Below are 16,105 nucleotides of genomic sequence, written 5' to 3'. Positions count from 1 at the left end.
GACGGCCCAAATGAAAGCGCGTATTTTCCAGAAACCCAAAAATGCGATGCAGTCCGGCCGGGCCGGGACGCAGCGCTGGATGCTGGAATTTGCGCCTGCCGAAGCGCGCAAGGCCGATCCGCTGATGGGCTGGGCCGGCAGCGGCGATACGCAGCGCCAGCTGCGTCTGGGCTTTGCGAGCCGCGACGAGGCGCTGGCCTATGCCGAACGCAACGGTATCGACGCCGAGGTCATTGCGACGCCCGAACGCCGGTTGAAGATTCAGGCCTACGCCGACAATTTCCGGTAATTAAAAACGTCATTGCGAGCGGAGCGAAGCAATCTCCAGCTATCGTCCATAGCGAAAGGCCGATAGCTGGAGATTGCTTCGTTGCTGCGCGCCTCGCAATGACGGGTCGTTATTCGGCTTCCGGCTGCAGGAACTTGTGCAGGTGGACGACCACATATTTCATTTCGGCATCGTCGACGGTGCGCTGCGCGGCGGCGCGCCATGCCTTTTCGGCCGACGCATAGTCGGGAAACAGGCCGACGATATCGAGTGCGGTCGGGTCGGTGAAATCGAGAGTTTGCGGATCGCTGACGCGCCCGCCAAAAACCAGGTGCAGTTTGCTCATTGTTGCTTTCCTTGCCGGTAAGCGCTGGGGAGGGGAGGAGGCGGCCCCTACCAGCGCAGCGCCGCTACGGCAAGCCGGTCAGTCGTTGTTGCGCTTGGGGAGCAGCGAGCCGATCAGCGCGCCGAGCGCCACCGCGCCCGCGACGAGCGCCAGCGGTTGTTCCTGCGCGACGTCTTTCAGCTTGCTGTTCGCGCGCTTCGCCTGAACCTTGCCCTTTGCAATCGCCTGTTCGGCGACGTCGCGCGCGACTTCGGCCTGTTCGCGGCCCTTCGCGGCGAGCTCGCTCGTTGCGGCGCGTGTGCGGTCGGCAAGTTCGCTCGTTGCGGCACGCGTGCGGTCGGCCAGTTCGTCGGTTGCGGCGCGCGCGCGGCCATAGCCGTCCTGAATGCGCGCCTTGGCGGCCTCGGCGGTCAGGCGAGCATTTTCGGCGGTTTTCTCGGCAAGTTCACTCGCTTTCGCACGCGTGTCGCGGGCGGCTTCACTGAACGGCTTCATTGTCTTCCTCCATGGGTTCGATTGCTTCTTCGGCCTCGGCGTCCCCGGTGGGGCGCAGCCGATCGACGACCGCTGTCGCCATATCCTGAATCTTGCGGCTGATGCGCGGCGCATATTCCTTGATCGGTTCGCGGAACATCCACGCGACCCCCGCCACCGCGGCAATCGTGATCGGCAGGCGATTGTCGCGAAATTCCTGCCGCACGACATGTGCGGCATCGTCGACCGCTTCGCCGACCCGATATTTGCCGCGACTGACCAGCGCCGCCGGTTTGAACGCATCGCGCGCGACACCGACCTTGCGCTGCAACTGGGCGCGCTGGAGCATCGAATGTCGGACCGCGTTGATCAGGCGGGTGCGCGAACCGTTCATGCGTCTTCGCCTTCGTGCATCAGGTCGTTGCGCAGCGCCGTCCGCACATCGCGCCAGCCGAGATGCGCTCGCCAACCCGCAAAGGCGGCAACCGTGAGCAGGGCGACGAAGACGATCAGCGTTGCGAGCAACGGTCCGACCTGCGGTGACAACACCATAATCCCGCCAAAGGCGAGCGCGAGCATCGCGACGAGCAAGGCGCAGGCCGCGACAAAGCCCCAGCCTGACATCCATTTGAAACCCTCCCAGCCATAGGCGCGACGCGCATCGAGCAGCGCCAGCTCGGCCTTGGCCGTTGCTGACAGATTCTCGATGACGTCGCGCACGATGTCATCCAGCGGCACCGGTGGCGGCGCTGGTGCGGGTCCGTCGGGCGCAAAGCCGTGGCTGACACGGTCAAAGCTGCGCGGTTCGGACGCGGGCGGGGTTTCGGGCTGGGTGTTCGGCATAAAGGTGACCGGCGATCAGCCGTTGTTCGACCCACCCTTCAACATACGGGCGAGGACGAAACCGATCACTGTGGCGGCGCCGACGGCGATTGCCGGGTTCTTTTTGACCATGTCGCGGGTCGAAGCGGCGAGTTCGTCGAGATCCTTCTTGTCGAGCGTCGTGGCGAGGCCGGCGACGGTCGTTGCGGCCGAGCGGGCATAGTCGCCATATTGCTTGCCGAATTTGCTGTCGACGGTGCCGGCGCTGTCCTCGAGCATCCTGGCGAGGTTGCCGACGGCTTCGGCGGCCTTATCCTTGCCCTTGGTCGCGGCTTCGCGCGCCTTGGTCGAGGCCTGGTTGGCGAGCGTCGAGGCTTCATCCTTCAACGAGGCGGCCTTTTTCGAAGCTTCGGTCTTGATGGTGTCGCGGGTCGCGGCGATCTGGTCGCGGATCGGATGATCCTTTGCATTGGTCTTTGCGGCGACGGGCTTGCGCGCGGGCGCCGCCTTGGTCGCGGCGGCTTTCACGGGCGCCTTGGGACGGGGAGCGGCAACTTTCTTGGTCGCGGGAGTAGCGGCTTTGGCCATGGGCGTTGTCCTCTTCTTCTTGTGTCGGGCGCCGCACCGGCGAACGTCCCCTTTGGTCTTGTATCAATATATAGCAAGGCGGGGCTAATGGTTCCATAGTTCTGCAAAATTCCTCTGCGGTGGTTGCACTAGCGGCAAGGCGCCGATAACAGGCGGGCGCTCTATTCCACCGGCCTGTCTATGGCCGCCAGCAGGACATATCTCATGACCGCCATCATCGACATTCACGGCCGCGAAATTCTCGACAGCCGCGGCAACCCCACCGTCGAAGTCGATGTTCTGCTGGAAGATGGCAGCTTCGGCCGCGCCGCGGTGCCCTCGGGCGCGTCGACCGGCGCGCATGAAGCCGTTGAACTGCGCGACGGCGACAAGAGCCGTTATCTCGGCAAGGGCGTGCTCAAGGCCGTCGCAGCCGTAAACGGCGACATCGCCGACGCGCTGATCGGCCTCGATGCCGAAGACCAGCGCGAACTCGACATGGCGATGATCGACCTCGACGGCACGGCGAACAAGAGCCGCCTCGGCGCCAACGCGATCCTCGGCGTCAGCCTTGCTGCTGCCAAGGCTGCGGCCGATGCGCGCGGCCTGCCGCTCTATCGCTATGTCGGCGGCGTCTCGGCGCGCACCTTGCCGGTGCCGATGATGAACATCATCAATGGCGGCGAACATGCCGACAATCCGATCGACGTGCAGGAATTCATGATCATGCCCGTCGGCGCCGGCAGCATCGCCGAAGCCGTGCGCTGGGGCAGCGAAATCTTCCACACGCTGAAGAAGGGCCTGTCTGCCAAGGGCCTTGCGACCGCTGTCGGCGACGAAGGCGGCTTCGCCCCGAACCTCGCTTCGACCCGCGACGCGCTCGACTTCATCGCCGCATCGGTCGAGCAGGCGGGCTTCAAGCTCGGCACCGACGTCGTCCTCGCGCTCGATTGCGCCGCGACCGAATTCTTCAAGAACGGCAAATATGAAATCAGCGGCGAGAAATTGTCGCTGAGCCCCGAGCAGATGGCCGAATATCTCGCCGCTCTGGTCAACGACTACCCGATCCTGTCGATCGAGGACGGGATGAGCGAAGATGATTTTGTGGGCTGGAAAGCGCTCACCGACCTCGTCGGCGACAAGTGCCAGCTCGTCGGCGACGATCTGTTCGTCACCAACCCGCTGCGCCTCGAGCAGGGCATCAAGGACGGCCTCGCCAACTCGCTGCTGGTCAAGGTTAACCAGATCGGCACGCTGTCCGAAACCCTCGAAGCGGTCGATATGGCGCACCGCGCGCGCTACACCGCGGTCATGTCGCACCGTTCGGGTGAAACCGAGGATGCGACGATCGCCGACCTCGCGGTCGCAACCAACTGCGGCCAGATCAAGACCGGCAGCCTCGCGCGCTCGGACCGGCTCGCGAAATACAACCAGCTGATCCGCATCGAGGAAGAGTTGGGCAATATGGCGCGTTATCCCGGGATGGCGATTTTCGCATAAGGCTTCCTCCTTCGAAGGGGGAGGGCCGCAGAAGATGGCTCAGTTGCTTAGCCTTGGAGCCGTCTCAGTTTTTTCGTCATGCTGAACTTGTTTCAGCATCCATGGTCCGACATCGCGGCCTTTGACCATGGACCCTGAAACAAGTTCAGGGTGACGAACAGTGTGGAAAACGCCCGAATCCGCGCTTGACGCCGCGAATCAACTCTGATTCAAGGGCAGGAATGACGCAGCGCCACAAATTCCGTAAATCGATGAACCGGGCCGTCGGTCCCGCCATTGCCGTGATCGCGGTGCTGGCGATGATCGGCTATGGCATTTTCGGGCCGACCGGGCTCTACGCCTGGGGCGAATATGGTCAGTCGGTCGAGAAAAAGCGCATTGTGCTGACCGAATTGGCCAAGCGGCAGCATGAGCTTCAGAACCGCGTCAACCTGCTCGACCGCCAGCGCGTCGATCCCGACCTGGCCGAGGAATATGTCCGCGAGAAGCTGGGCGCCTATCACCCCGATGAGGTGATCATTCCGATGGAACCCGACGCGAAGCCCTGACGGGTCTTTGCTGCACCCATGCTGCATACGTAAGGCAAGCATGCGCGCCTCCCAAGGGGGCGTTGCCAAAGGGGTTGTGGCGCTCCTATAGGGGGCCTTGCCGTTACGGCTAACTGCAAAGGAACCCGCCTTGGCCAAAGCTCCCGCGCGCACCAACGCCGCGCCAAAAAAGACTGCATCCACCCCAGCGCCCGCGACCAATCGCGACCAGCCGCGTGACCCCGCGCCCTATAACGCGAGCCCGGAAGAGCTCGAGAAATTCTACCGCGAAATGCTGCTCATTCGCCGTTTCGAGGAAAAGGCGGGCCAGCTTTACGGCCTCGGCCTGATCGGCGGCTTCTGTCACCTTTACATCGGCCAGGAAGCCGTTGCGGTCGGGTTGCAGAGCGCGCTCGACGGCGACAAGGACAGCGTCATCACCGGATATCGCGACCATGGCCACATGCTGGCTTATGGTATCGACCCGAAGGTCATCATGGCCGAGCTGACCGGCCGCGCCGCCGGCATTTCGCGCGGCAAGGGCGGCTCGATGCACATGTTCAGCGTCGAGCATAAATTTTACGGCGGTCATGGCATCGTCGGCGCGCAGGTGTCGCTCGGCACCGGCCTTGCCTTCGCGCACAAATATCGCGGCGACGGCGGCATCGCCATGTCCTATTTCGGCGACGGCGCATCGAACCAGGGCCAGGTTTACGAGAGCTTCAACATGGCCGAGCTGTGGAAGCTGCCGATCATCTTTGTGATCGAGAATAACCAATATGCCATGGGCACCTCTGTCAACCGCTCGTCGGCCGAAGACCAGCTTTATCGCCGCGGTGAAAGCTTCCGTATCCCCGGCATGCAGGTCGACGGCATGGACGTGCTCGCGGTACGCGGCGCGGCCGAAGCCGCGATCGAATGGGTGCGCGCGGGCAAGGGGCCGGTTTTGATGGAACTCAAAACCTATCGCTATCGCGGTCACTCGATGTCCGACCCCGCCAAATATCGCAGCCGCGAGGAAGTGCAGGCGGTGCGCGACAAGTCCGATGCGATCGAACATCTGAAAAAGCTGATGCTCGATGCGGGCGTCACCGAGGACAAGATCAAGGATATCGACAAGGAAATCCGTGCGATCGTGGCCGAATCCGCCGACTTTGCGGAAAGCGCGCCCGAACCCGATCTTCCCGAACTTTATACCGACGTGCTGGTGGAGCAATATTGAGATGGCCATCGAATTGAAGATGCCGGCGCTGTCGCCGACGATGGAAGAAGGCACGCTGGCGAAATGGCTGGTCAAGGAAGGCGACACGGTCAAATCGGGCGACATCCTCGCCGAAATCGAAACCGACAAGGCGACGATGGAATATGAAGCGATCGACGAAGGCACGATCGCGCAGATTCTGGTCGCCGAGGGCACCGACAATGTGAAGGTCGGCACCGTGATCGCGACGATCACGGGCGAGGGTGAAGAGGCGAGTGCGGCTCCGGCCGCCGCGCCTGCCGCCGCCGCCGCGGCACCCGAAGCCAAGGCCGAGGCTCCGGCACCCGCGCCCGCCGCGGCGCCGACTGCTGCAGCACCGGCACCCACCGAACGCGCATCCGACCCCGCGATCCCGGCGGGCACCGCAATGGTTCGCCTCACCGTTCGCGAAGCCTTGCGCGACGCGATGGCCGAGGAAATGCGTGCCGACGACCGCGTGTTCGTGATGGGCGAGGAAGTCGCCGAATATCAGGGCGCGTACAAGGTCACACAGGGCCTGCTCGAGGAGTTTGGCGACCGCCGTGTCGTCGATACCCCGATCACCGAATATGGATTTGCCGGTCTCGGCACGGGCGCCGCGATGGGCGGTCTGCGGCCGATCATCGAGTTCATGACCTTCAACTTCGCGATGCAGGCGATCGACCACATCATCAACTCGGCGGCGAAGACCAACTATATGTCGGGCGGTCAGATGCGCTGCCCGATCGTGTTCCGCGGCCCGAATGGCGCGGCGTCGCGCGTCGGCGCGCAGCACAGCCAGAACTTCGCACCCTGGTACGCCAGCGTCCCCGGCCTGATCGTGATCGCGCCCTATGACGCCGCCGATGCCAAGGGGTTGATGAAGGCGGCGATCCGCAGCCCAGATCCGGTCGTTTTCCTCGAGAATGAACTTCTCTATGGCCGTAGCTTCGACGTTCCCGATGTCGCCGACTTCGTCCTGCCGATCGGCAAGGCGCGGATCATGCGCGAGGGTGGCGACGTTACGATCGTCAGCTATTCGATCGGCGTCGGGCTTGCGCTCGAAGCCGCCGATGCTCTGGCGGGTGAGGGAATCGAGGCCGAAGTGATCGATCTGCGCACGCTGCGCCCGCTCGACACCGCGACCGTACTCGCCAGCCTCAAGAAGACCAACCGTCTGGTCGTCGTCGAGGAAGGCTGGCCGACCTGCTCGATCGCCAGCGAAATTGCGATGGTCGCGATGGAACAGGGCTTCGACGATCTCGACGCGCCGGTAATGCGCGTGTGCAACGAAGATGTGCCGCTGCCCTACGCCGCCAACCTCGAAAAGTTGGCGCTGATCGACACTCCGCGTGTGATCGCGGCGGTGGAGGCGGTCTGCAACCGGGGCTGAGGCTACAAGACTCCTGATATTGCCGTTCGCGCTGAGCTTGTCGAAGCACCGTCCTTCCTTTGGTTTCAAAGAAGAATAGGGCGGCCCTTCGACAGGCTCGGGGCGAACGGTTTATATTTTGCACCCGCTGCTCTAACGCTGCCCGCATGACCACCGAAACCGATCCCGACGCGCCGCACGAGGGCGCCTGGCCCGATATACGCGACCCGCGCTTGATGGTCGCGGTGCCGCACGCGCGGCGACCGGCGATGACGGCGCTGTGGGCGCTCGCGGCGCGGCTGACGCGGCTGCTGATCGAAGCACGCGAACCACTGATCGCGCAGATCAAGCTGGCCTGGTGGCGCGACATGGCGGCGTTGATCGCCAGTGATCCCGATGCGCTGCCCAAAGGTGAGCCTTTGCTCGCCGAATTGCATGCGACATGGGGCGGGCAGGTGGGTCTCGAAACGCTGGTCGACGCGGCGGAAGCCGTGCTTCTTGCCGAGGATGACGGTCAGCGGCGCGATGCGGCAGCTGCGTTTGGCGCGCAATTGTTTCGCTTGTCGGGCGGCGGCGGGGGCGATTGCTGGGGGCTGCTCTGGGGCGCCAGCGTGCAGGAGGGCGAGCATGAGGCGCTTCAGCTCATCGCCGATGCGCACGCCATCCCTACTGCTCCCCGCACAGTTTACGCCGGAAATCGGGCGTTGTTGATGCTCGACCGCTGGGCGCGCGCAATCGCTACACATGATGGCGAGCGGCACTGGCGCAGCGAAGGGCTGCTGCTGTTCCGCATCGGCTTGCTGGGCCGCTGACGATAAAAAGCCTGCGGGGCTGGAAATGGCGTCCCCGAACATCTATCTTGCTGCGAACAAGTGGGTCGCAGGGGACAGTATATGTTCAACGGGCTGATTGCCTATCTCGATTCGATCAAGGCGCGCGATCCGGCGCCGCGGTCGCGTTGGGAAATCCTTCTCTACCCCGGCCTGCTTGCGGTCGGCATGCACCGCATTGCGCATTGGCTGTTCGAAGCGCGGCTGTTTTTCCTCGCGCGCTTCGTCAATCATTTCTCGCGTTTTCTGACCGCGATCGACATTCATCCCGGCGCGACGATCGGCCGCCACTTGTTCATCGACCATGGCTTTGGTGTCGTGATCGGCGAAACCGCCGAGATCGGCGACAATGTCTCCATCTATCAGGGCGTGACGCTGGGCGGCACCGATCCCGCGAACGGCATCGGGGGCAAGCGCCATCCGACGCTGGCCGATGATGTCATCGTCGGCTCTGGCGCACAGATTTTGGGTCCGATCACCGTCAGCATGCGCGCGCGCGTCGGCGCCAATGCCGTGGTGACCAAGGATGTCCCCGAGGGCGCGGTGATGGTCGGTATCCCGGCGCGCTCGACTTTGATCGATGCCACCGAATATGCGCGCGAATTCGTGCCCTATGGCACGCAATGCAGCGAGAATTTCGATCCGGCGACGCAGAAGGTCGAGATACTCCAGTGCCAGCTCGAGCTGTTGCAGAAGCAGTTGCAGTCGCTGCTCAACGATCGCGATGCCGCCGCAGGTGACGAGGATGAGGCCCCGCGCCGCAAAGGGAGCCGGAAAAGCGCCTGATGGGGACAGTGACGCCCTTGCCGTTTGCAACCAGGGCGGCACCGCAACAGACCGGCTTCGAGCGCCCCGAATTGATGCGCATCCTTGATCTCTACGGCCGGATGGTCGCGGCGGGACATTGGCGTGACTATGCGATGGATTTCCACCGCGACGCCGCGATCTTCTCGGCCTTTCGCCGCGCTTCCGAGCGCCCCGAATATCGCATCGAAAAGCGCCCCGCCTTGCGGAGCCGCCAGGGCATGTGGGCGCTGGTCTCCGAAGCGGGGGCGATTTTGAAGCGGGGGGACGAGCTTGCGAATGTGCTCGCCCCCGTCGAACGCAAACTTATGAAGCTGGTATCGGACTGACCGGCCGCACCGTCGCCGGCAGCTGGTTCGCGAGATTGGCGGGCAGCAAGCCGACCACTGCCGCGCGGGCATTTTGCCAAAAGGCCGACAGCAGCAGCAACGCCGATCCGATAACGAATGCCGTCAGCGCGACATTGAGCTCGACCGCACCGAACTCGCGGAACAACTGCGTCATCGCGAACAACACATAGGCGAGCGCCGAGACAAGCAGCGCACGGCGGTCGATCGCGAGTGCGATCAGCCCGAACAGCACATAGATGCCGACGACCATCACCGCCGCACCGCTGGTGATATTGTCGCCCTGGGTGACGCCGAGCAGGTGAAAGATCGGGTGTGCGATCATCGGGGCGGCGAGCAGGTGGAGCCAGAAGGCGACGTCGCTGCGCCGCGTCTGGCGTACCCGGTCGCTGCGGTCCCACCACATGGCGAGCGTGAAGACGCCGAGGCCGGCGATCAGCACCAATATCATCACGAGGTTGGGTGAGGTGGCGACGCCGACGATCGACAAGACCAGCGCGACCGCGGTTGCGGCGAGCGCCGCAGTGCCTGCCGCTACCGTAATCGGCACCATGAAGCGCTTCCAGTGCGCCCACGTCGCTGCGGCCGTGACCAGCGCCATCGACCCGATGAGGATCGCGCCGGTGGTTTCGTCGAGCCTGCTGCCGAAAATATCCTCGCCATGTTGGAAGAGAAAGCCGGCCATTGTTGCAAAGATTCCGCCCGAAAAGGCGAGGACGAGGATGATGCTGGGCAGCGCCATGCGGCGCTGCCGCGTGAAATATTCGGCGAGGAACCACGCCGATACGGCGACGAAGGCGCCGCCGAGCGCGGGGTGGACCGATGCGCCGATCCACGCGACCGCCATGAGCAGAATCACCGCGGCAATGCTGACGAAAATATCGTTGAATCCGGTGATGAGGCGAAAATGCTCCTCATCGGCACCGGGAGCGGAACGTGCCGATGCGATGTGCGCCCGAAAGGCCGCAGCGGCCTCCGGCGTCAGTACCTTTGCATCGACCGCAGCTTGCAGGTCGGTTTCACTATACATCGGGGTCGTCCTTCTGTCCGATCCCCTTGCCCCGCGCCGCTTCTAACATTGGTGTGTTGGTGATGCAATACGATATGTCAGGCGAAGATGTTCGCGGCGTTGAGGCGCTCCTGTTGCGCCTGCGTGATCCGCCGGACCAGCAGAAAGGCCAGCGGATAGAGGATGAAGCTGACGACGGTCGCAAAGAGATCGATTTCGAGGCCGGTCCGGATTTCTTCGGGCGTGTTGGCGCGCAGGCTGAGCCGGAAGGAAATATTGCCCGCGATGCTTACGACCAGCCATGCCGCCCACCACGACCGTAGCAGCCAGTCCCCTTCGTTCAGCGCATTGACCGGGCGGCCATGGCTGGCGTTGTCGATCTGGCGCATCGCGGCATAAGGTTTGAATAGATTGGCGATCGGGATGAACAGCCAACCCACTGCCCATCCTGCGCTATACTCGAAGCCGTCCGCCTGCGCGGTGACGACATTCGCGGCGGCACGATAAATCCACATGCCGAAAAGAATATAGGTGCCGATCAACAACAGGAGATAGGCGATGGCGGTGAAGCCATAAAGCATCGCGAACGGAGTGAACTCTTCGCCCTCAAGGCTGATGGTGCCGTTGAGTTCGGCGATTTGCCCGGCCATCATTGCGACGCTCAGGAGCAAGCCGCCGACCAGCACCGCCTGCAGGATCTTGCCTCGCCGTCGCAGCAGGTCGATCCCGTCGGTCAAATTCATCTCTGCCATATGTGCCCCCGCATAGAGGACGCCGCCCCGGCGCTCTCTATGCGGAAACTTGTATCAGGCTCAGCTCAGCGCCTGCAACGCCTTCATCACGGCCATCGACTGTTCGCTGCCCGACTGCGGCACGGTTTCGCCGGCACGGTCAATGATCTTGTCCCAAGCCGCAGCGACGCCTTCGGGGGTGCGCTCACCCTCGGGCAGCGCAACGCCGGGGGTCATGGTGACATAGGCGGCGTGGAATGCGCCGGCGCCCGCACCGATGATCATGTTGGTCGGCGCATCTTCGCTGACCAGATAGAGCGCAGCGGGGACGACATTTTCCGGCGTGAACTTCTCGAACAGCTCGGCAGGGAAGATGTCTTCGGTCATCCGTGTCCCCGCGACCGGCGCGATGGTGTTGCAGCGGATGTTATATTTCGCGCCTTCGAGGTGGAGCGTCTTGGTCAGTCCCGCGAGGCCGAGTTTCGCCGCGCCATAATTGGCCTGGCCGAAATTGCCGTAGAGGCCGGTCGACGATGCGGTCATCAGCAGGCGGCCATAGGCCTGCTCGCGCATGATATCCCACACCGCCTTGGTGACATTGGCGCTGCCGCTGACATGGACCTTCAGCACCAGGTCGAAATCGTCAGGCGTCATCTTGGCGAAGCTCTTGTCGCGCAGGATGCCGGCATTGTTGATGACGATGTGGACGCCGCCCCATTCTTCCTTCGCTTTCGCGACCATTTCGACCATCTGGTCATATTCGGTGACGCTGCCGCCGTTCGACATGGCGGTGCCGCCTGCCGCGCGGATTTCCTCGACGACCGCAAGCGCGGCGTCCGAATGGCCGGTGCCGTCGCGCGATCCGCCAAGGTCGTTGACGACGACTTTGGCGCCGCGCCGCGCGAGTTCGAGGGCATAGGCGCGGCCAAGGCCGCCGCCGGCGCCAGTGACAATAGCAACGCGTCCGTCAAATTTGATCGTCATGATGATCTCCTGAAAAGCCGTCAGAAAAAGTTGCTCAAAAAAACTGGGATGTCCTTAGCCGTTCGGGGCGGGCAGGCAAGCATCGAGTGAAAAGCGTCCCTGAAACAAAAATGTCATCCAATTGACGTGCATCTGTCATTCTTCGGTCATAACAGCGCCTCCAGATTGTCACCTTTCGCTACGGAGCAAGTCATGCGCCCCTTTCTGATCGCCGCCCTGCTGGGCACCACGATGCTCAGCCTGCCGGGCACGGCACATGCGCAGGCAATGACCGCCGACGAAGCCGCCGCACTGCGCGCCGAACTCGCGACGTTGAAGGCGCAGGTGCAAACGCTCGAAACCCGGCTCGATGCGGCGACACTGGCACCGCCCGTGGCCGCCCCCGCACCGACTGTGCCCGCCGCGCCTCCGGTCACGGCAAAGCCCGCGACCGAAATCAGCTGGAAGGGCGCACCTGAAATCAAGACTGCCGACGGCTGGAGCTTCAAGCCGCGCGGGCGGGTGCAGGTCGATGTGGCCGGTGTCGATACCCCGGCAGGCGTGACCGGCGCGCGCGGCGGTATGAAGACCGAGTTTCGCCGCGTCTATCTGGGCGTCGACGGCAAGATCCCCGGCGGTGTCTCCTATCGCGTCGAGGCCGATATCGCGAACAGTTCGGTCGAACTCACCGACGTCTATTTCACCTATGGCACCGGGCCGCTGTCGGTCACGGTCGGGCAGATCAAGCCTTTCTGGTCGCTCGATGAAATGACGAGCGACCTGTTCACCAGCTTCATGGAACGCGCGGCCTTTGCCCAGGCGTTCGGGTTCGAACGTAAGGTCGGACTGTCCGCACAATATAAGGGCGGCGACCTGCTGGTGCAGGCGGGCGTGTTCGGCGACAATGCCAACGACCTGCTCGACGACAGCAACAACAGCATCGGCGCCGATGGCCGCATCGTGTGGATGCCAAAGCTCGGCAACACCCAGCTTCATCTCGGTGGATCGGTTCACTGGCGCGACTTCAACGATCCCGCCGCGACGATCCGCTATCGTGCAAGACCTTTCGCCCACACCACCGACGTCCGGCTGGTCGACACCCGGCTGCTCGACGCGAGCGGCGAGCGCGGTATGGGAGTCGAGGCCGCAGTGATTTCCGGCCCGTTCCATGCGGCGGGCGAAGGCTTTTGGCAGACCGCGAAACGCCCCGGCCTCGCCGACCCGACCTTCTTCGGGGGTTATGCCGAGGTCGGCATGGTGCTGACTCCCGGCGATGCGCGTGGATATAAGGATGGCGGCTTCGACCGACTGAAGCCGTCGAAGCCGATCACCGAAGGCGGGATTGGCGCGTTCGAGGTCAATGCACGTTACGACCATCTCGACCTCAACGATGCGGGCATCATCGGCGGGCGCCAGCGCACGATGCTGGTGGGGCTGGTCTGGGCGCCGATCGACTATATTCGTCTGACTGCCAATTATGGCCGGGTGAAGATCACCGATGCGGCGATCGCGACGGCAACGGGCGATCGCGACTATTCGGCGGATACGTTCGGGCTGCGCACGCAGATCGACTTCTGATTGCGGCGCGGCTTCTAACCCTCGTCACCCCGGACTTGATCCGGGGTCCAGAAGGCGAGGGCGGTCATGGATCCCGGATCAAGTCCGGGATGACGAAAGGTGAGGTTGAGATCCACCCTGTCGCGAAGCGATGGGGAGGTGGCAGTCGCCGTAGGCGGCTGACGGAGGGGCAGGGACGCCTCGGCCCCTCCACCTCCGCTTCGCGACAGGAAGGAGCAAACCTCCGCAGCCGTCCGAAAACGCTACCCCGCGCGTTCGAGCATCGGTGCCTCATCGCTACGCAGGGTCAGGACTTCGACGCCATCTCCCGTAACCGCGACAGTATGTTCAAATTGCGCCGATAATTTCCGGTCATTCGTCATCACCGTCCATCCGTCACTCGCGGTCGATACCTTGCGGGTGCCCTGATTGACCATCGGTTCGATCGTGAAGACCATGCCTTCGCGCAATCTCAGGCCCGATCCCCGCCGCCCGAAATTGAGCACTGACGGCTCCTCGTGCATCTCGCGGCCGATGCCGTGGCCGCAATATTCGCGCACGACCGAATAATTGTTCTTTTTGGCATGTTGTTCGATCGCGAAGCCGATGTCGCCCAGATGCGCGCCGGGGCGCACCTGCCTTATGCCCTTCCACATCGCCTCCTGGGCGACCTGCACCAGTCGGCGCGCGGCGGGCGCGACATTGCCGACCATATAGGTCTTGCTGGAATCGGCGATGAAGCCGTTTTTCTCGAGCGTGATGTCGAGGTTGATGATGTCGCCGTCGCGGACAATCTCGTCGGCATCGGGGACGCCGTGGCACACGACATGGTTGATCGAGCAGTTCAGGACATATTTAAAGCCATATTGCCCCTTGCTCGCCGGGCGGGCGGCAAGATCCTTCGTGATGAAATGATCGACCAGATCGTTGATCGCCATGGTCGACATGCCCGCGAGTTGCTGCCCGTCGAGCATTTCGAACACCGACGCCAGCAGCTTGCCCGATATGCGCATCAGCGCCAGTTCGTCGGGGGTTTTTACCATGTCAGGCGGCGGCCAGATCGACGCGGCTCACCCGTGCCGCGCCGAGCTGCATCTTCACGATATCGTTGAACGACAGCGTCGGATTGGCTTCGGCAAGCTGGCCGATCTTCATCCAATATTCGGCCTGCGCGTTGATCGATCGGCACATGACCGTGCTGGCCCGGCGGGCCTCTTCATGCAGCTCGTCGTCAATTTTGATAAGGCCCACGTCTATTCCTTCGAGGTCAATGAATATACGGACCATATATGATCCGTATATTCATTGGTCAATCGAAGACCAGACGGTCGCGCGAAGCGTCGGTTTCTAGATGCTCTTTCCCGAATCCAGCGCATAACCTGCCGACCGCACGGTGCGGATGATGTCCGTCGTGCCCGGCAGGTTGATCGCCTTGCGCAGGCGGCGGATATGGACGTCGACGGTGCGTAGCTCGATGTCGCTGTCCTGCCCCCACACGCTGTCGAGCAATTGCCCGCGCGAGAAGACGCGGCCGGGATGCTCCATGAAGTGGCGCAGCAGGCGAAATTCGGTCGGCCCCATCGCGACGATCTGGCCGTTCCGCACCACCTTGTGCGCAACCGAATCGAGCTCGATATCGGCATAGCTCAGCATCTCGCCGGCGAGCGCGGGGCGCAGGCGGCGCAGCACCGCCTGGACGCGCGCGACCAGTTCGCGCGGGCTGAACGGCTTGGTGACATAATCGTCGGCGCCGGTTTCCAGCCCGCGAATACGATCCTCTTCCTCGCCGCGCGCGGTGAGCATGATGATCGGGACGTTGGCCGATTTCGGGTTGCGGCGCAGGCGTCGGCACACTTCGATGCCGGGCAGGCTCTCGATCATCCAGTCGAGCAGGACGATGTCGGGGACGCGTTCCTCGACAAGGATCAGCGCCTGTTCGCCGTCGGGCGTCTGCCGGACCGAGAAACCTTCGCGGGCGAAATGCCAGACGATGAGTTCGGCGATCGCCTCGTCATCCTCGATCAGCAGCAGGTCGGGCTGCGGCATCAGCCTTGCTCCTGTTCCGCGGCGCCATCTTCGGGCTGTTCGCCGCGCTCGCGTTCCTCCATCCGCTCGCCGGTCACGACATAATAGACCATCTCGGCGATGTTGGTCGCATGGTCGCCCATGCGCTCGAGGTTCTTGGCGACGAACAGCAGATGCGCGCTTTCCGAAATATATTTCGGATTTTCCATCATGAAGGTGACGAGGGTGCGGAAGATGCTGTTGTAGAAATCATCGACATTCTTGTCGCGCACCGTGACCCGCACCGCGAGTTCGGCGTCGCGCGCGGCGAAGCTGTCGAGCGCGTCGTGGATCAGCTCGGCGACAATCGACGACATCGACATCAGCACCGGGATCGCCTCGATCGAGCGCGTCTGATCCATCAGCGCGACGCGCTTGGCGATATTCTTCGCATAATCGCCGATGCGTTCGACGACCGAGACGATCTTCAGCGCCGCGATCATTTCGCGCAGGTCATCGGCCATCGGGGCACGAAGTGCGATCGTCTGGACCGCGAGCTGTTCGACCTCGGCCTCCAGCGCGTCGATCTTCTTGTCGTCGCGCACGACCTGCGCCGCAAGGTCGAGGTCGCCATTGTTGAGCGCATTCATCGCCTGGAGCAGCGCCTGTTCGGCGCGGCCGCCCATTTCGCTGATCAGGCCGCGCAGGCGGTTCAGATCTTCGTCGAAGGCTTTGACGGTATGATCGTTGGTAAGTGCCATCACT

The 16,105-nt window shown here is 63.2% G+C and carries 21 protein-coding genes; 9 read left to right on the top strand and 12 right to left on the bottom strand.

Annotated features, from left to right (window positions below; translation table 11 throughout):
• Positions 1-10 precede the first annotated feature (10 nt).
• Positions 11-289 carry an ETC complex I subunit gene (locus tag CDQ91_RS01260; protein ID WP_088470896.1) on the top strand — a complete coding sequence of 93 codons (279 nt, stop codon included), beginning with the start codon at positions 11-13 and terminating at the stop codon, positions 287-289.
• A gap of 109 nt (positions 290-398) precedes the next feature.
• On the opposite strand, the gene CDQ91_RS01255 is transcribed toward CDQ91_RS01260, so the two are convergent.
• The 5 genes from CDQ91_RS01255 to CDQ91_RS01235 all read right to left on the bottom strand — a co-directional run bounded on the left by CDQ91_RS01255 (position 399) and on the right by CDQ91_RS01235 (position 2,498).
• Entirely contained in the window at positions 399-614 is a 216-nt protein-coding gene (locus CDQ91_RS01255) for a DUF4170 domain-containing protein (RefSeq protein WP_088470895.1), read from the bottom strand.
• Between the two features lie 78 nt (positions 615-692).
• Positions 693-1,109, bottom strand: coding sequence for a hypothetical protein (locus CDQ91_RS01250; RefSeq protein WP_088470894.1), 417 nt, complete (start codon positions 1,107-1,109; stop codon positions 693-695).
• Positions 1,093-1,482 (bottom strand): hypothetical protein, encoded by a 390-nt coding sequence (locus tag CDQ91_RS01245; RefSeq protein WP_088470893.1) that lies wholly within the window; start codon positions 1,480-1,482, stop codon positions 1,093-1,095. The genes CDQ91_RS01250 and CDQ91_RS01245 overlap by 17 nt, the downstream gene beginning before the upstream one ends.
• On the bottom strand, positions 1,479-1,931 hold the full coding sequence (locus CDQ91_RS01240) for a phage holin family protein (RefSeq protein ID WP_088470892.1): 453 nt from the start codon (positions 1,929-1,931) through the stop codon (positions 1,479-1,481). Before CDQ91_RS01240 ends, CDQ91_RS01245 begins: the two co-directional genes overlap by 4 nt.
• A 15-nt stretch (positions 1,932-1,946) precedes the next feature.
• Positions 1,947-2,498 (bottom strand): hypothetical protein, encoded by a 552-nt coding sequence (locus tag CDQ91_RS01235; RefSeq protein WP_088470891.1) that lies wholly within the window; start codon positions 2,496-2,498, stop codon positions 1,947-1,949.
• A gap of 204 nt (positions 2,499-2,702) precedes the next feature.
• Between CDQ91_RS01235 and eno the strand changes: the two genes are divergently transcribed.
• From eno to CDQ91_RS01200, 7 genes are all read left to right on the top strand, one after another.
• A complete protein-coding gene (gene eno, locus CDQ91_RS01230; protein WP_088470890.1) occupies positions 2,703-3,977 on the top strand; it encodes a phosphopyruvate hydratase in 1,275 nt (424 codons plus the stop codon).
• Positions 3,978-4,198: 221 nt separating this feature from the next.
• Entirely contained in the window at positions 4,199-4,525 is a 327-nt protein-coding gene (locus tag CDQ91_RS01225) for an FtsB family cell division protein (RefSeq protein ID WP_088470889.1), read from the top strand.
• Positions 4,526-4,655: 130 nt separating this feature from the next.
• Positions 4,656-5,726, top strand: a complete 1,071-nt coding sequence (gene pdhA / locus CDQ91_RS01220) for a pyruvate dehydrogenase (acetyl-transferring) E1 component subunit alpha (RefSeq protein ID WP_088470888.1) — start codon at positions 4,656-4,658, stop codon at positions 5,724-5,726.
• Between the two features lies 1 nt (position 5,727).
• Positions 5,728-7,116, top strand: coding sequence for a pyruvate dehydrogenase complex E1 component subunit beta (locus CDQ91_RS01215; RefSeq protein ID WP_088470887.1), 1,389 nt, complete (start codon positions 5,728-5,730; stop codon positions 7,114-7,116).
• Positions 7,117-7,262: 146 nt separating this feature from the next.
• Positions 7,263-7,907: an isoprenoid biosynthesis enzyme family protein gene (locus tag CDQ91_RS01210; protein WP_088470886.1), complete on the top strand. Its 645-nt coding sequence runs from the start codon at positions 7,263-7,265 to the stop codon at positions 7,905-7,907.
• Between the two features lie 81 nt (positions 7,908-7,988).
• Positions 7,989-8,711: a serine O-acetyltransferase gene (gene cysE / locus CDQ91_RS01205; RefSeq protein WP_088470885.1), complete on the top strand. Its 723-nt coding sequence runs from the start codon at positions 7,989-7,991 to the stop codon at positions 8,709-8,711.
• Positions 8,711-9,058 (top strand): DUF2794 domain-containing protein, encoded by a 348-nt coding sequence (locus tag CDQ91_RS01200; protein WP_088470884.1) that lies wholly within the window; start codon positions 8,711-8,713, stop codon positions 9,056-9,058. The genes cysE and CDQ91_RS01200 overlap by 1 nt, the downstream gene beginning before the upstream one ends.
• On the opposite strand, the gene CDQ91_RS01195 is transcribed toward CDQ91_RS01200, so the two are convergent.
• The 3 genes from CDQ91_RS01195 to CDQ91_RS01185 form a co-directional block, all read right to left on the bottom strand.
• A complete protein-coding gene (locus CDQ91_RS01195; protein WP_088470883.1) occupies positions 9,036-10,106 on the bottom strand; it encodes a hypothetical protein in 1,071 nt (356 codons plus the stop codon). The two genes, CDQ91_RS01200 and CDQ91_RS01195, sit on opposite strands and share 23 nt — an antisense overlap.
• A gap of 77 nt (positions 10,107-10,183) precedes the next feature.
• Positions 10,184-10,837, bottom strand: a complete 654-nt coding sequence (locus CDQ91_RS01190; protein WP_088470882.1) for a DUF4328 domain-containing protein — start codon at positions 10,835-10,837, stop codon at positions 10,184-10,186.
• A gap of 60 nt (positions 10,838-10,897) precedes the next feature.
• Positions 10,898-11,800: an SDR family oxidoreductase gene (locus CDQ91_RS01185; protein WP_088470881.1), complete on the bottom strand. Its 903-nt coding sequence runs from the start codon at positions 11,798-11,800 to the stop codon at positions 10,898-10,900.
• Between the two features lie 192 nt (positions 11,801-11,992).
• Between CDQ91_RS01185 and CDQ91_RS01180 the strand changes: the two genes are divergently transcribed.
• Positions 11,993-13,357 carry an OprO/OprP family phosphate-selective porin gene (locus CDQ91_RS01180; protein ID WP_088470880.1) on the top strand — a complete coding sequence of 455 codons (1,365 nt, stop codon included), beginning with the start codon at positions 11,993-11,995 and terminating at the stop codon, positions 13,355-13,357.
• A gap of 242 nt (positions 13,358-13,599) precedes the next feature.
• Here CDQ91_RS01180 and map read toward each other — a convergent pair whose 3' ends face one another.
• The 4 genes from map to phoU all read right to left on the bottom strand — a co-directional run bounded on the left by map (position 13,600) and on the right by phoU (position 16,101).
• Entirely contained in the window at positions 13,600-14,379 is a 780-nt protein-coding gene (map, locus tag CDQ91_RS01175; protein WP_088470879.1) for a type I methionyl aminopeptidase, read from the bottom strand.
• Position 14,380: 1 nt separating this feature from the next.
• Positions 14,381-14,587: a ParD-like family protein gene (locus CDQ91_RS01170; RefSeq protein WP_088471384.1), complete on the bottom strand. Its 207-nt coding sequence runs from the start codon at positions 14,585-14,587 to the stop codon at positions 14,381-14,383.
• Between the two features lie 96 nt (positions 14,588-14,683).
• Entirely contained in the window at positions 14,684-15,382 is a 699-nt protein-coding gene (gene phoB, locus CDQ91_RS01165) for a phosphate regulon transcriptional regulator PhoB (protein ID WP_088470878.1), read from the bottom strand.
• Entirely contained in the window at positions 15,382-16,101 is a 720-nt protein-coding gene (phoU, locus tag CDQ91_RS01160) for a phosphate signaling complex protein PhoU (protein ID WP_088470877.1), read from the bottom strand. Before phoU ends, phoB begins: the two co-directional genes overlap by 1 nt.
• Positions 16,102-16,105 lie beyond the last annotated feature (4 nt).

This window comes from Sphingopyxis witflariensis (assembly GCF_002205635.1).
GTDB lineage: Bacteria > Pseudomonadota > Alphaproteobacteria > Sphingomonadales > Sphingomonadaceae > Sphingopyxis > Sphingopyxis witflariensis.
This window is presented reverse-complemented; position numbering and strand designations above follow the sequence as displayed.